16 protein-coding genes are annotated in these 14,556 nt (G+C 68.0%); 5 read left to right on the forward strand and 11 right to left on the reverse strand.

Annotated features, from left to right (window positions below; genetic code table 11):
* Positions 1–120 precede the first annotated feature (120 nt).
* From ACFW0H_RS03615 to ACFW0H_RS03630, 4 genes are all read right to left on the reverse strand, one after another.
* Positions 121–1,227: a dihydrolipoamide acetyltransferase family protein gene (locus ACFW0H_RS03615; protein ID WP_422912529.1), complete on the reverse strand. Its 1,107-nt coding sequence runs from the start codon at positions 1,225–1,227 to the stop codon at positions 121–123.
* Positions 1,228–1,242: 15 nt separating this feature from the next.
* A complete protein-coding gene (locus ACFW0H_RS03620; protein WP_422912530.1) occupies positions 1,243–2,244 on the reverse strand; it encodes an alpha-ketoacid dehydrogenase subunit beta in 1,002 nt (333 codons plus the stop codon).
* The gene (gene pdhA / locus ACFW0H_RS03625) at positions 2,237–3,328 is read right to left on the reverse strand and encodes a pyruvate dehydrogenase (acetyl-transferring) E1 component subunit alpha (protein WP_422912531.1); all 1,092 of its coding nucleotides are present in this window, start codon (positions 3,326–3,328) and stop codon (positions 2,237–2,239) included. Before pdhA ends, ACFW0H_RS03620 begins: the two co-directional genes overlap by 8 nt.
* Positions 3,329–3,420: 92 nt before the next feature.
* The gene (locus tag ACFW0H_RS03630; protein WP_422912532.1) at positions 3,421–4,440 is read right to left on the reverse strand and encodes a Leu/Phe/Val dehydrogenase; all 1,020 of its coding nucleotides are present in this window, start codon (positions 4,438–4,440) and stop codon (positions 3,421–3,423) included.
* A gap of 164 nt (positions 4,441–4,604) precedes the next feature.
* Between ACFW0H_RS03630 and ACFW0H_RS03635 the strand changes: the two genes are divergently transcribed.
* The 4 genes from ACFW0H_RS03635 (at position 4,605) to ACFW0H_RS03650 (ending at position 8,260) form a co-directional block, all read left to right on the forward strand.
* Positions 4,605–5,408: a SirB1 family protein gene (locus tag ACFW0H_RS03635; protein ID WP_422912533.1), complete on the forward strand. Its 804-nt coding sequence runs from the start codon at positions 4,605–4,607 to the stop codon at positions 5,406–5,408.
* Between the two features lie 54 nt (positions 5,409–5,462).
* A complete protein-coding gene (locus ACFW0H_RS03640) occupies positions 5,463–6,248 on the forward strand; it encodes a helix-turn-helix domain-containing protein (RefSeq protein WP_422912534.1) in 786 nt (261 codons plus the stop codon).
* Positions 6,249–6,470: 222 nt separating this feature from the next.
* Positions 6,471–7,877: an NAD(P)/FAD-dependent oxidoreductase gene (locus tag ACFW0H_RS03645; protein WP_422912535.1), complete on the forward strand. Its 1,407-nt coding sequence runs from the start codon at positions 6,471–6,473 to the stop codon at positions 7,875–7,877.
* A 38-nt stretch (positions 7,878–7,915) separates the two neighbouring features.
* The gene (locus tag ACFW0H_RS03650) at positions 7,916–8,260 is read left to right on the forward strand and encodes a cupin domain-containing protein (protein WP_422912536.1); all 345 of its coding nucleotides are present in this window, start codon (positions 7,916–7,918) and stop codon (positions 8,258–8,260) included.
* Here ACFW0H_RS03650 and ACFW0H_RS03655 read toward each other — a convergent pair.
* The 7 genes from ACFW0H_RS03655 to ACFW0H_RS03685 all read right to left on the reverse strand — a co-directional run bounded on the left by ACFW0H_RS03655 (position 8,250) and on the right by ACFW0H_RS03685 (position 13,488).
* Positions 8,250–9,023, reverse strand: coding sequence for a crotonase/enoyl-CoA hydratase family protein (locus ACFW0H_RS03655; RefSeq protein ID WP_422912537.1), 774 nt, complete (start codon positions 9,021–9,023; stop codon positions 8,250–8,252). The two genes, ACFW0H_RS03650 and ACFW0H_RS03655, sit on opposite strands and share 11 nt — an antisense overlap.
* Positions 9,024–9,283: 260 nt before the next feature.
* The gene (locus ACFW0H_RS03660; protein ID WP_422912538.1) at positions 9,284–10,195 is read right to left on the reverse strand and encodes an SDR family oxidoreductase; all 912 of its coding nucleotides are present in this window, start codon (positions 10,193–10,195) and stop codon (positions 9,284–9,286) included.
* A 106-nt stretch (positions 10,196–10,301) separates the two neighbouring features.
* On the reverse strand, positions 10,302–10,553 hold the full coding sequence (locus ACFW0H_RS03665; RefSeq protein ID WP_422912539.1) for a hypothetical protein: 252 nt from the start codon (positions 10,551–10,553) through the stop codon (positions 10,302–10,304).
* Positions 10,554–10,673: 120 nt separating this feature from the next.
* Positions 10,674–11,498 carry an alpha/beta fold hydrolase gene (locus ACFW0H_RS03670; RefSeq protein ID WP_422912652.1) on the reverse strand — a complete coding sequence of 275 codons (825 nt, stop codon included), beginning with the start codon at positions 11,496–11,498 and terminating at the stop codon, positions 10,674–10,676.
* Between the two features lie 50 nt (positions 11,499–11,548).
* Positions 11,549–12,331, reverse strand: a complete 783-nt coding sequence (locus ACFW0H_RS03675) for a class II aldolase/adducin family protein (protein ID WP_422912540.1) — start codon at positions 12,329–12,331, stop codon at positions 11,549–11,551.
* A 94-nt stretch (positions 12,332–12,425) separates the two neighbouring features.
* The gene (locus ACFW0H_RS03680; RefSeq protein WP_422912541.1) at positions 12,426–13,112 is read right to left on the reverse strand and encodes an LrgB family protein; all 687 of its coding nucleotides are present in this window, start codon (positions 13,110–13,112) and stop codon (positions 12,426–12,428) included.
* Entirely contained in the window at positions 13,102–13,488 is a 387-nt protein-coding gene (locus ACFW0H_RS03685; RefSeq protein ID WP_422912542.1) for a CidA/LrgA family protein, read from the reverse strand. The genes ACFW0H_RS03680 and ACFW0H_RS03685 overlap by 11 nt, the downstream gene beginning before the upstream one ends.
* Positions 13,489–13,584: 96 nt before the next feature.
* Here ACFW0H_RS03685 and ACFW0H_RS03690 point away from each other — a divergent pair, with 96 nt between their 5' ends.
* The gene (locus ACFW0H_RS03690) at positions 13,585–14,481 is read left to right on the forward strand and encodes a LysR family transcriptional regulator (RefSeq protein WP_422912543.1); all 897 of its coding nucleotides are present in this window, start codon (positions 13,585–13,587) and stop codon (positions 14,479–14,481) included.
* Positions 14,482–14,556: the final 75 nt, after the last annotated feature.

Raw genomic sequence — 14,556 nt, forward strand, 5'->3', positions numbered from 1 at the left:
GTGCTCAGTCCAAGGGTGGAAATCCCTTTCGGGATTTCCACCAGCGGTGTCTTGCCATGCCTCGCTGGTGGATAGAAAGACGCTATCCACCCTACACGGAAGTGCAGAACCGCAAGCGTGTCAGGGCTGCTCCAACGCCTCCACCAGCGCCTTGAGGAAGCGCGCCGCTTCACCTCCAGTCACCGCCCTGTGATCGAAGGTAAGCGACAGCGGCAGCACCGGGTGGATCTCGACCTTGCCCTGCCAGGCCACCACTTCATCGCGAATGCCACCGGCGCCGATGATGGCCACCTGGGGCGGTACCACCACCGGGTTGGCGTAACGCCCGAAGAGGGTGCCGAAGTTGGACAGGGTGATGGTCGCGCCCATCATTTCCTGCGGCGGGATGGAACGCGCCTTCACATCGGCACGCAATCGCGCCATGCCTTCCTTGAGGTCCTCGGCGCTGCGTCCGCCCACATTCCGCAATACCGGCACGAAGAGGCCGTCCGGCGTGTCCACGGCGATGCCGAGGTCGAGCTTGTCGTGCCGACGGATGGACAGGGCGCGACCATCGAACCAGCTGTTGAGGATGGGCTCCACTTCGCAGGCGGCGGCGATGGCCCTTCCGAGGCGGACCAGCGGGTCGCGGGCTTCCGGCCAGCGGTGCAGGTCGGCGTCGCCGAAGAGGGTCACCGGCACCACCTCGGCATGGGAGCGCGCCATGTTGATCGCCATGCTGCGGCGTACGCCGCGCAGGCGTTCACCGCCGAAGCTGTCGCGAGCGCTTTGCGCGGCCTGCTCGACATCCGCGCGAGTCACCAGGCCGTCGGGACCGGAGCCCGCCAGCGCCGCCAGCTCCACACCCAGCTGCCGCGCCAGCTGGCGCACGGCCGGGGTGGCGCGCGGCGCCAGGTGCTCACGGGTGGAGGGCGCGGCACCGACGAAGAAGCTGTCGGTATGGGCATTGCCCCCACCTTCCAGGCGACCGACCACGGTGCCGGCGTCGGCATCCTCGCCTTCATAGCCGAGCAGCGGTTCGCCGACGTGGAGGATGTCGCCCTCCTTGCCGAAGGTCCGGGCAACCACGCCGTCGTGGGGCGCCGGAATGTCCACCAGGGCCTTGGCGGTTTCCACCGAGACCAGTAGCTGGTCGGCCTTGACGCTGTCCCCCACCTTCACGTGCCACTGGACGATCTCGGCTTCCTGCAGCCCTTCGCCCAGGTCGGGCAGTTTGAAGTATTTCATCGTGTGCTCCTCGTCTCAGGCGTAGTTCAGCACCAGGTCGCAGGCCGCGAGAATGTCCTCCGGGCTGGGGATGTAGAGCTGCTCCAGGCGATACAGCGGCGGCGGAATGTCCGGCGCGGTGACCCGCTGGATGGGCGCCTGCAGGTCGAGCAGCACGCGCTCGTAGAGGCTGGCGGCGATCTCCGCGCCCACGCCGCAGCTGCGCGGCGCCTCGTGGACGATCACGCAGCGGCCGGTCTTGCGTACCGAAGCCTCCAGGGTGTCCAGGTCCAGCGGCTTGATGCTGGCGACGTCGATCACTTCGGCCGAGACGCCCTGCTCCTCCAGCTTGGCGGCGGCCTGCAGGGTCTCATGGACGCTGGCTCCCCAGCTGACGAGAGTGATGTCCGAGCCCTCGCGCAGGGTGAAGCAGCTGTCCAGCGGCAAGCGCTTGCCGTCGTCGATGATCGGCTGCGGATTCATCCGGTAGAGCCGCGTGGGTTCGAGGAAAATCACCGGATCCGGGTCGTCGATGGCGGCCAGCAGCAGCCCGTAGGCGCGCGCCGGCGATGACGGAATGACCACCCGCAGGCCAGGGATATGGGCGAACAGCGCCTCGGTGCTCTCGCTGTGGTGCTCCGGCGCACGGATGCCGGCGCCCATGGGGCTGCGCAGCACCATGGGACAGGTCAGCCGGCCGCGGGTGCGGCAGCGGATGCGGCTGGCGTGGGACACCAGGTGCTCCATGGCGGCATAGATGAAGCCGAGGAACTGGATTTCCATGACCGGTTTCAGGCCCTGGGCGGCCATGCCCACGGCCAGGCCGGCGATCATGGTTTCCGCCAGCGGCGTGTCGATCACCCGCTTGAAGCCGAAGCGCTCGCGCAGGCCGAGGGTGGCGCGGAACACACCGCCGTTGACGCCCACGTCCTCGCCCAGGACCACGACGTTCTCGTCCTCCTGCATGGCCCGGTGCAGGGCGAGGTTGACGGCTTCGAGCATGGCGCGTTTTTCGGTGGTGGCATTGAGGTTAGTCATGACCCTGTCCCTCCCTGCGGGCTACCCGTTCAAGGAGCATCTCGCGCTGCTCGCCGAGGGCTGCCGGCCAGCGCGCGTAGACGTGGTCGAGCACCGCTTCCACCGGCTGGATGCCCGCGCCTTCGAAGTTGTCCACAGCGGTCTGGACCTGGCGCTGGCAGTCGGCGATCAGCGCCTGCTCGCGGCCTTCGTCCCAGACCTTGTGGCTGGCGAGGAAGCCCTGCAGGCGTTTGATCGGTTCCTCCAGCCAGGCCGCCTTGACCTCCTCGGCGCTGCGGTAGCGGGTGGCGTCGTCGGCGGTGGTGTGGTCGCCCAGGCGGTAGCTGATGCACTCCAGCAGGATCGGGCCCTTGCCGTGGCGGGTACGCTCCAGCGCCCACTGCACGCGGTCGTAGACAGCCAGCACGTCGTTGCCGTCCACCTGCTCGCCGTGGAAGCCGGCGCCGATGGCCTTCTGCGCCAGGGTCGGTGCGCCGCTCTGGATGCGCCGCGGCACCGAGATCGCCCACTGGTTGTTGTTGACCACGAAGACCACTGGCAATTGCCAGGCACCAGCCACGTTCAGCGCTTCGAGGAAATCGGCCTTGCTGGTGGCGCCGTCGCCGCAGGTGGTGACCACCGCGCGGTGCTGACCGCGGATCTTGATCGCCGTGGCGACTCCGCAGGCATGCAGCGCCTGGGTGGCGATGGGTACGCAAATCGGGAAGTCTTCCTTCGAGCGCGGGTCCTGGAAGTCGCTGCCGCGCTCGTCGCCCCCCCAGTAGAGGAGAATTTCCTCCATGCGCACGCCACGCATCAGCTGCACGGCTGTGTCGCGGTAATAGGGGACCAGCACGTCGTCCGCCTGCATCAGGCTACCGATGGCGACGCCTATGGCTTCCTGGCCCAGGGTCGGGGCGTAGGTGCCGATGCGGCCGGTGCGTTGCAGCGCCACCGCCTTCTGGTCGAAGAGGCGGGTCAGCACCATGCGGCGGTAGAGATCGGTAAGCAGGTTGAAGTCGTCGGCCCAGGCAGGCAGCTCGCCAACGAGCCGCCCCTCGGGGTCGAGGATGCGCGTATAGGGCAGATCGATCCGATTGGACATGGCAACACTCCTCACACCTTTTGGGTGCCTGTACAGGGCCCGGGGCTTGTGGCTCCGGGAGCGTGCTGGTCGGGCCGCTGGTTGGCAGCCGTTCAGCCGAACAGCAAGCGCTCGGCCAGGGCGTCGGCGACCCGTGCGGGGGATCGCTTGTCGGCCTGGGCGTGCGCGTAGATCTCCGTGAGGCGCTGGCTGATCCGCGACAGGTGCGCGGTGATCGCCGGCAACCCCTCGCCCTTGTGCTTGAGGGCGACGTAGATGAGCCCGCCGGAATTGATCACATAGTCCGGCGCATAAAGGATGCCGCGCGCTTCCATCTCGTCGGCGATATCAGTGCTGGCGAGCTGGTTATTGGCGGCGCCGGCCACCGCCGCGCAGCGCAACTGGCCGACGGTCTGGGCGTTGAGCACGCCACCCAGTCCGCAGGGCGCGAGGATGTCGCACGGGGTGGTGAGAAAGGCCGCGGCGGCCACCGGCTGCGCGCCCAGCTGCTCGATCGCCAGCTGCACCCGGCCGGCATCCAGGTCGCTGACCAGCAACTCGGCGCCTACCGCATGGAGCTGCTCGGCCAGCGCATAGCCGACATGGCCGAGGCCCTGGACGGCGACGCGCAGGCCTTCCAGGTCGTCGCTTCCCAGGCGCGCATGGGCGGTGGCGCGGATTCCGGCGAAGACGCCGAGGGCGGTGTGCGGCGAGGGATCGCCGGCAGCCGTGGTGCTGGTGACGTGGCGGGTCTGCTGGGCGATGCAGTCCATGTCGGCACTGGAGGTGCCACTGTCCACTGCGGTGATGTAGCGGCCGCCGAGGGATTCGATCATGCGCCCGAAGGCTTCGAACAGCGCGGCGCGGTTATCCACATGGGCCGGGCGGATGATCACCGCCTTGCCACCGCCCTGGTCGAGACCGGCCAGGGCAGCCTTGTAGCTCATGCCCTGGGCGAGGCGGATGGCATCGCGGATGGCGCTTTCATCATCGGGGTAGGCGAGGTAGCGACACCCACCCAGGGCCGGGCCGAGACGGGTGTTGTGAATGGCGATGATGGCCTTGAGTCCGGTGGCGGGATCGTTGGCGAGATGCAGCGCCTCCAGCCGGGCGGTTTCCATCATGGCGAACATGGCGGGCTCCCTTCCTGACTTTAGGGCCAGTATAGGCCGAACTGCAGCACGCGCCCGCTTGCAACCGAACATAAGCCGAGGCACCGAGATAACCGCGGCGAGTGCCACTACTGGACGAAAATCAACCAGTTGGCTACAAGGAAAAAACCCTTCGGAGATGCCCCATGGACCCGCGCCAACGCTGTCTGGACTGCCTCGAACGCGAATCGCCGGCGATGCTCGAGGCGGCACTGTGGATCGCCGCCGAGCATGACCCGCGCCTGGACCCGGAACAGGTCCTGCGCGATTTCGGCGGCCTGCTCCAACTGGTGGCCGCCGGCCTGCCGAACCTGCCGCCGGCGGAACTGGCCCAGCCCCTGCTCCGCCGCCTGAACGAGCTGGACTTCCACGAAGATGACGACGTGCCCTTGCGTCCGCGCGCGGCCCTGCTGCCGCAGGTGCTGGCGCGTCGGCGCGGCCAACCGCTGTCCCTGGCGCTGATCGCCCTGGAACTGGCCGCACGTCTTGGCATCCCCCTGGCCGGCGTCAGCTTTCCTGGTCACTTCCTGCTGCGGGTGCCGGGTGCCGACCACCTGCTCGACCCCTGCAGCGGGCGCCGCCTCTATACCCGCGACTGCCGCGACCTGCTGGCCCGGGCCGTGGGTCCGCAGACCGAGTTGCAGGCCGTCCACCTGCAGACCGCCAGCGCCAAGGAGATGATCCAGCGCCTGTCGCGCAACCTTCGCCTGTTGCACCAGGAAGCCGGCGAGTTCCTCGCCGCGCTGAAGGACGCCGAGCGCGTGCTGCTGCTTGGCCCGCCGACCATGCACGACCACCTGGCCCGCGCGGACATCTACCAGCGCCTGGACTGCCCCCAGGCCGAGCGCTACGACCTGGAGCGCGCCCTGCTGCTCTGCGACAGCCCTGCCCAGCATCTGCAGCTGGCCCAGCGCCTGCGTCGGCTCGGCCAGATCCAGGCGCTGCATTGAAGCCCCCGGGGCGGCTCGGGCATGCTGTGGTCTTCCGCTTGCCGTGACCGCCCCATGAGTTCGCCAGACCACGCCCCCGATCCGCAGACCGCCATCACCCGCGAAGTGGTGATGCGTTATCACCTGAGCTGGAAGGCCCGCGACATCGAGGCCGTACTGGCGCTCTACCACCCCGGGGTGGAATACAACGACTTCTTCCAGAACCGCTGCATGCACCGCGAAGAGCTGGCGGACTACGTCCGCGCCACCATGCCTTGTGGGCCAGATGACTTCCTCGAGCACAGCGACCGCATCCGCATCGACGGCGACACCGCCTTCATCCAGTACGCCATCCGCGTCAGCGGCGGCGGTACCTTTCGCGCCAGCGAGGCCATCACCGTGCGCGAAGGCCTGATCTGGCGGATCAACGAATACGCCCTGCTGGTCAAGCCCGTCGCCCCGACCGGCAAGGCATCGGCACAACGGCCGGCCGCCAGCCGCCTGGGCCTCTCGGCACGCCAGTTGAGCCTGCTGGCGCGGGATCTGGAGGACTACTTCCAGCGCTCCCAGCCCTACCTCGACCCGGCCCTGGACCTGCACCAGGTGGCCAACGCCACGGGTTACACGCGCAACCAGATTTCCTACCTGCTGAACCAGATGCTTGGCCAAAGCTTCTACCAGTACGTCAACCAGGCGCGCCTGCAGCATCTGCTCCGGCTGCTGGAGACCGTCGTGCCGCCGGTGCGGATCGACGAACTGGCCTTCAATGCCGGCTTCAACTCCCTGTCGGCCTTCTACCGCTGCTTCCGCCAGCACACCGGTTTGTCGCCCAAGGCGTATCTCAGGCAAATGCACGAATAAACATGTAGGGGCGAATTCATTCGCCAAGGGCAGCAACGCTGCCCCCTGCAAGGTCAATGGGCAGACCTGCGGCCTGCTTGGCGAATGAATTCGCCCCTACAACCTGTACCTCGACCGGACCGCACACGCCCTTCCCATTCCCAGCGTGCCCGCGCACACGACAAGCGCCCGGCCAGGCTCTAGCCTTGCCAGCGACGACAACCTGCCAACGGGGACCTGCCTATGCCGAACTGGCGCTCGATCAGCCTGTGGATGGACCAGCTCGATGAAGACCTCAAGCCGCGACCGGCGCTGACCGGCTCGCTGGAGGTGGATGTGGCGATCATCGGCGCCGGCTACACCGGGCTGTGGACGGCCTACTACCTCAAGCGCCAGGCCCCCGAGTTGAGAATCGCCATCGTCGAGGCGCAGATCGCAGGCTTCGGCGCCAGCGGCCGCAATGGCGGCTGGCTGATGGGCAACCTGCTGGGTGAGGACCGCGCCCTGGCGCCACTGCCGGCCGAAGTGCGCAAGGCCTCCTTCGATCTGCTCCACGGCATCCCCGACGAAGTGGCCGAAGTGCTGCAGCGCGAAGGCATCGATTGCCACTACCGCAAGGCCGGCATCCTCTACTGCGCGGCCCGCTACCCGGAACAGGAGCAACGCCTGCGCGAGCAACTGGCGGCCCTGCATGCCGAAGGCCTGAGCGAAGCCGACTACCGCTGGCTCAGCCCGGATGAGCTGAACGGCCAGTTGCGGGTGGCCAACCCCTACGGCGGCATCCACACCCCGCACTGCGCCACCATCCAGCCCGCGCGGCTGGTACGCGGCCTGGCCGGCGCGGTGGAGCGCCTGGGCGTGCAGCTGTTCGAACAGAGCCCCGCCACGCACTGGCAGCCGGGCCGGGTGCGCACCGCCCAGGGCGAACTCAAGGCCCATTGGGTGGTGCCCGCCATTGAAGGCTATGCCGCCAGCCTGCCGCCGCTCGGCAAGTACCAGTTGCCGGTACAGAGCCTGCTGATCGCCACCGAGCCGCTCACCGACGCCCAATGGGCGGAGATCGGCCTGGAACATGGCCAGGCCTTCAGCGAGAGCAGCCGCCAGGTCACCTATGGCCGGCGCACCGCCGACAATCGCCTGGCCTTCGGCGCCCGTGGCGGCTACCGCTTCGGCGGCCGGCTGCGGGAAGACTTCCAGCTCAGCGACGAGGAAGTCGGCCTGCGCCGCTACCTGCTCGGCGAACTCTTCCCGCAGCTGCGCAACGTGCGCATCAGCCACAGCTGGGGCGGCAACCTGGGCATGGCGCGGCGCTTCCGCCCCCACATGCTGGTGGACCGCAGGAACGGTATCGCCCTGTCCGGCGGCTACGGCGGTGAAGGGGTGGGCGCCAGCAACCTGGGCGGGCGGACCCTCGCCGACCTGATCCTCGGCAAGGAAAGCCTGCTGACCCGCCAACCCTGGGTGTTGGGCGACGGTCCGCTGAACCGCCTCGGCGCCTGGGAACCCGAACCCTGCCGCTGGCTCGGCTACAACGCCATCATCCGCAGCTTCGTCCACGAGGACCGGGTGCTGGCCGATCCCCACAGCGCACCCTGGCGCCGCGCCATGGCGCTGAAACTGGCCGACCTGATGGAAGGCCTGATGCGCTGACCCCCGCATAACACCCAACCACCTCGGGAGCCCTAGACATGAAAGCCACCCTGCTGCAAAACACCCACGAACATCCGCTATCCGCCCCGGCCCCGGTGGCGGTGCCCATCGGCGAGCCGGTGCCGCATACCCGCGTGCATTCGGTGGAGCGCACCGACGGCGTGGAAACCGGCGTCTGGGAATGCAGCCCCGGCCGCTTCCGCCGTCAGATCGTCGAGCAGGAGTTCTGCCACTTCACCCACGGCCGCTGCACCTTTACCCCCGATGGTGGCGAGCCCATCGAGATCAAGGCCGGCGACGCCCTGCTGCTGCCGGCCAACAGCCTGGGGGTATGGGATGTGAAGGAAACCCTGCGCAAGACCTACGTGATCATTAGCCGCTGAAACTGCCATGGCGGCCCTTGCCGGCGCTGAAGGCGCGGGCACCGGCCAGGGTCTCGCCGCTGCGGATCACCTTCATACCGCCGGCGAACTCATTGGCCATTGCCTCCTCGAAGGACAGGTCCCATTGGGCATAGGCGCTGGCGCGGTCGGCCAGCATGCAGCGCTGCGGGAAGGCCGCTATGGCATGGGCCAGCTCCTCGGCCGCCGCACGCGCCTCGCCCTTGGCCACTACACGATTGGCCAGCCCCATGGCCAGCGCCTCCTGGGCCTTCACCGGGCGCCCGGTGAGGATCAGGTCCAGGGCCCGGCCCTGGCCGATGATGCGCGGCAGGCGCACGGTGCCGCCGTCGATCAGCGGCACGCCGAAGCGCCGGCAGAACACCCCGAACACCGCGTCCTCGGCCATCACGCGGATATCCGCCAGCAGCGCCAGTTCCAGCCCTCCGGCCACCGCATGGCCCTCGACGGCAGCGATCAGGGGTTTCTGCAGTTGCATCCGGCTCGGCCCCATCGGCCCGTCGCCTTCGGGCTCCAGGCGATTGCGCCGCGCACCATCCTCGGCCACGGCGCCCAGGTCAGCCCCCGCGCAGAAGGTGCCGCCGGCCCCGGTGAGCACCGCCACCCGTGCTTCCTCATCCTGCTCGAAGGCCCGCAGCGCCGCCGCCAGTGCATCGGCGGTGGGCCTGTCCACGGCGTTGCGCACCTCGGGGCGGTCGATGATCAGGGTGGTGACCGGGCCGTTCTTCTCGACTCTGATGTTCATGGGGGCTCCTGGTGAACCGTGGATAGCAAACGTTCTTGTAGGGGCGAATTCATTCGCCATGCAGGCCGAAGGTCTGCCCTGCCTGGCCCGAAGGGGGCTGCTGCGCAACCCTTGGCGAATGAATTCGCCCCTACAGGATTTCGCCCTAACGACACTACATCGCCAATGAAAAAGGCCGGCAACGATGCCGGCCTTCAACATAGTGCTTTCCCGGAAGAATGTTCAGCCCGCTGGCCGAACCGCTCCGCTGAACGGCGTGATCAGAGGGCGTACTTCTGCAGGTTGGCCATCATCTCGCGCAAGGCTTCGACGTTGTCCGCCGGGTGCGCGGCATCGTTGAAGTCGCAGATGCGCTGCCAGTTGGCCGCCACCTCCTCGGCGTCGAAACCAGCCTTGGGGTCGAAGCCGCAGCCCAGGCTGCGCTCCCAGCGCACCTTGCCGATCCAGCCGCCGCCCACTTCGAACAGGCCGGAGGTTTCCTGGCACTGCTCGCTGCCGAGGAACACCACCAGCGGGCTGACCAGCTCGGGCTTGAGCTGCTCGAACACCTGCGGCGGGATCAGGCCTTCGGTCATGCGGGTTCCGCCGGTGGGGGCGATGGCGTTGACCAGGATGTTGTTCTTGCGGCCTTCGATGGCCAGGTTGCGGGTCAGGCCGTAGAGGCCGAGCTTGGCCATGCCGTAGTTGGACTGGCCGAAGTTGCCGTAGATGCCCGAGGTGGACGAGGTGAAGATGACCCGCCCGTAGCCCTGCTCGCGCAGGTGCGGCCAGGCGGCACGGGTGACCTTGTAGGCGCCTTCGACATGGACCTTGTAAACCAGGTCCCAGTCAGAGTCGTCCATCTTGTGGAAGGTCTTGTCACGCAGGATGCCGGCGTTGTTCACCACCACGTCGACGCGGCCGAAATGGTCGAGGGCGGCCTGCACGATCTTCTCGCCGTCGGTCACCGAATCATGGCTGGCCACGGCGGTGCCGCCGGCCTCGCGAATCTCCGCCACCACGCGATCCGCCGCCGAAGCATTAGCGCCTTCGCCGTGGGTGCTGCCGCCCAGGTCGTTGACCACCACCCTGGCGCCATGACGGGCGAACAGCAGGGCATGGGCACGTCCAAGGCCGCCACCGGCGCCGGTGACGATCACGACTTTGTCTTCGAAGCGGATTGCATCGCTCATGGGGGTTGGGCTCCTTGGCAGGCCTGGGTTTGCGCCGAGTCTCGGGCAGCTCGGCCGGGTCCACAAGAATTGGAGCCGCCATGAATGGTGGCCGATAAGGACGACGCTACTTGATGGGGATGAACAGGCAGCCGTGCGGGCGCAGCTTGAACAGCCACCAGTGGTAGCTGTGGCAGAGCAGGGCGAGCAGCCCCGCCGCCAGCAGACAACCGACGGCGGCGAGCCAGCCCCACAGGCCGGGCTCGCGGAGCCAGGCGTAGCCGACGAAGCTGAGGCCGGCAATGAACAGCAGGGCGGCCACGGGCGGGCCGAGGGTGCGGATCACGGGGTAGAGGAACACTAGGGTGCGGAACATCATGGTCAGGCCTCGGAGTCGCCGGGCAGCCATCGCCCGGCCAGTGGATGAGGCCGAAAATGCTAGTGCCGCGCCTCCGGTTGCAGGAGGCGGCCAGGTCCGATTCGGTTGTGGATATTTCTGTTATCCGTGTCGGTCTCGAAAAGCCAGGTAGTGCTCCAGCACCTGGTCCGGGGCCTCGGTCTGCGGGTAATGGCCAATGCCTTCGAGCAGAACGGTGTCGGCATCCGGGATGAGTTCGCGGTAGCGCGCCACCATGTGGGCACCGGAAATGGGGTCCACAGCGCCATCGATCACCCGCAGCGGCACCCCGCCCTTCTGCATGGCGGCCACCCAGCGATCGCGCTGCTGGCGCCGCTCGGGGATGTATTGAATCAGCCGATGCATCACCGCGGGACCGTCCTGCTCGGCGATCAGCCGCCAGAAGTCGTCCAGCTCCATCTCACTGGGCTGTGTCCCGGGCCCGAACACCTGGGCGAAGCTGGCGGCCAGCTTGCGCCGCGAGAACAGCCGGCCCACGAGACCGCCAAGGGGGCTGAGCAGGAGCTTCTGCACCAGCACCGGCCGGTGGGTTTCCGGGAACAGCCCGCCGTTGAGGAAGACACAGCTGGCCAGCTTCAAACGTCCTTCGTGGTGCCGCGCCAGCAACTCCTGGGCAACGCTGTCGCCGTAGTCGTGGGCCAGCACATGTACCGGGCCGTCGACGCCCAGGTGGGCGAGCAGGGCCTGGTTGATGTCCGCCTGTTCCAGCAGCCGGTAGTCGTGGACTCGCGGCTTGTCGGAATAGCCGAACCCCAGCAGGTCGCAGGCGATGACCCGGAAGCGCCGCGCCAGGGGCGCCCAGAGGTAATGCCAGTCCCAGGAAGCGGTGGGGAAGCCGTGGATCAGCAGCAGCGGCTCGCCCTCCCCCGCCGTCCAGTAGCGGATGCGCTGGCCGTGGAAGTCCATGTCCCGTGCCCAGGCGCGCCAGTCAACAAGGGGGATGCCGGCCAGTGCCGTCACTGGGCGTACCCGGGCATCTGCTGGTCGAGCTTGCGCAACAGCGCCGGCCAGGGCAGCGAGCCGCCCATGCCCTGGGAGGTCTTCATCACGCCAGCGATCATCGCCCTGGCGCCGTCGAGGATCTGCTGTGGGATGTGGATAAGTTCGCCGCCACCGGCCTGGGCCATCACCTGGATCTCGCAGGCACGCTGGAAGGTGAACATGCCGAGGAAGGCATCGGCGATGCTGCCGAAGGCGGTGAGCAAGCCGTGGTTAGGCAGGATCATGAAGTTGGCTGGTCCAAGGTCGGCCTGCAGGCGAGCTTTCTCCTCGTGGTGCAGGGCGACGCCCTCGTAGCCGTGGTAAGCGAGGCTGGCGAGGACGAACAACGACTGCTGGGACAGCGGCAGCAGGCCCTGCTTCTGCGCCGACACGGCGATCCCGGCCGGGGTATGGATATGCAGCACGCAACCTACGTCCGGGCGCGCCTCGTGCACGGCGCTGTGGATGGTGTAGCCGGCGGGGTTGATGTCGTAAGGGGTGTCCATGAGCTTGTTGCCGGCGAGGTCGATCTTCACCAGGCTGGAGGCGGTGATCTCGTGGAACATCAGCCCGTAGGGGTTGATCAGGAAGTCTTCGGTGCCGGGAACCTTGGCGGAGATGTGGGTGAAGATCAGGTCATCCCAACCGTAGAGGGCGATCAGGCGGTAACAGGCGGCCAGGTCGACGCGGGTCTGCCACTCGGCGGCGGACACCTTGTCCTTGAGGTCGAGCGAAGGGAGGGCTTGGGCGGCGGTCATGGCGAAACCTCGTTGTTGTCGTGTGTCCGACGAGTCTAGCCAGGGGCCGCCACGGCGATAGTCGCCCTGGCGGCCAGCTTAGTGGCCTTGCGGGTCAGATCAGGCTCGCCACCAGGGGCGCGGCGAAAAGATTGAGCAGGCCCATCAGCACCATCACGAGACCAGCCACGGTGCCCTCTTCCCGGCCCACTTCCTGGGCCCGGCTGACGCCCGCGCCATGGGCGCCGACGCCGAACAGCGCGCCACGGGCCAAGGCACTGCGCAGCGGCAGCCAGCGGATCAGCAGGCTGCCGGCCAGGGCGCCGAACACCCCGGTGAGCATGACGAAGACCGCCGCCAGCTCGGGCACCCCGCCCAGGTCCCGGGCCACCGGCATGGCGAAGGGCGTGGTGATGGAGCGCGGTACCAGCGACAGGCTCACCTGGGATTCCAGCGCCAGCGCATTGGCCAGGCCCCAGGAGCTGCCGATGGCCACCGCGCTTCCGGCCAGCATGCCCAGCAGCAGCGCTGGCCAATGACGGGCGAGCAAGGCCCGCTGCTGCCAGATGGGTACGGCAAAGGCCACGGTGGCCGGGCCGAGGAGCAGCATCAGCCAGTGGGTGGCGCCGGCGTATTCGGCGTAGGCGGTGTGCAGCGGCACGGCCACGGCCAGCAGCAGCGCGGGCACGAAGATCAGCGGCGACAGCAGGTAGCGGCCGGTGCGGCGGTACATCCAGCGGCTGGCCAGATAGCCGGCCAGGGTCAGGCCCAGCCAGAACCAGGACATGGGCTCAATGTTCATGGCGCATCCTCCAGCGGCATACGGTTTCCACGGTCAGCGCAGTGGCGAGCATCACCAGCAGGGTGCTGGCGCCGATCACCAGCAGGATGCGCCAGCCGTCGTTGCGCAGCAGCGCACCGTAGTCCAGGAGACTCATCAGCGCCGGGATGAAGAACAGCAGCATCTCCGCCATCAGCAGGCCGGCCCCCAGTTGCAGCGCCGCCGGTTTCACCCAGCCGCTGGCGAAGGCCGCCAGCAAGAGGCCGAGGCCGATCACCCCGCCCGGAATCGGCCAGCCCAGCAGCGCCGCGACCTTGCAGCCCAGGGCATAGAGGCCCAGGAGGACGACGAGTTCGGCGGCGAGACGGCTGAGGTGGAGCAGGCGGGAACGGTGCATGGTGGTGACCCTCGGTACTGGTGGCCAGCTTAGGTCCGCGCCTATCATCCCAAAAGCGAATTGTTCGACTTGCAGCCATTCGAGATTGGAATAGCCATGGAATTTCGCCAGTTGCGCAGCTTCGTCGAGGTGGTCCGCCAGGGCGGTTTCACCCAGGCGGCCAAGACACTCCACGCCACCCAATCCACCATCAGCAAGCAGGTGGCCCAGCTGGAACAGCGCATCGGCGTGCAGCTGCTGGAGCGCAGTGGCCCGCAGCTGCGCCTGACCGATGCCGGCGCGGTGGTGCTGCGCCACGCCGAGGACATGCTGCGCCAGCGCCAGGACCTGCAAAGCGAACTGGATGACCTCAGCCACCTGCGCCGGGGCGAACTGCGCCTCGGTCTGCCGCTGCTGGGCGGCGAGGTGCTGTTCGCCGAGCTGTTCGCCGAGTACCGGCGGCGCTATCCGAACATCGTGGTGCGGCTGTTCGAAGGCGGCAGCAAACTGATGGAGGAGGCGCTGCTGCAGGGCGAGCTGGAACTGGGCGGCAGCCTCACGCCGAGCGATCCATCGCTGGAGTACCAGCCCTTCTGCAATGAGCCGCTGGATATCCTGCTGCCGGAGGGCCATCCGCTGGCCAATGAGGACAGCCTGGCCCTGGCGCAGCTGGCCGACTCGCCCTTCCTGCTCTACCAGCAGAGCTTCACCCTCAACGACCGCCTGCTGCTGGCCTGCCGTCAGGCCGGCTTCACCCCGCGAGAAGTGGGGCGCAGTGGCCAGGCGGACTTCCTCGCCGCGCTGGTGGCCGCCGGCCAGGGCGTGGTGCTGCTGCCGCACATCGTCGCCCGCCCCCTGCAACGCCCCGGCCTGCGCCTGGTGCCATTGCGCGAGCCCGACCTGCGCTGGGACATCGCCTTCGTCTGGCGGCGCGGCGCCTACCTGTCGCGGGCGGCGCAGGCCTGGCTGGAGTTGCTGCGGGAATACTCACCGCTGGGCGAGGGCGGCGAGTAACCCTGTAGGGGCGAATTCATTCGCCAAGCAGGCCGCAGGTCTGCCCTTCAAGGTTCTAAGGGGCAGCTGCGCTGC

Origin of the sequence: Metapseudomonas cellulosilytica (assembly GCF_049334135.1) — a bacterium.
Lineage (GTDB): Bacteria > Pseudomonadota > Gammaproteobacteria > Pseudomonadales > Pseudomonadaceae > Metapseudomonas.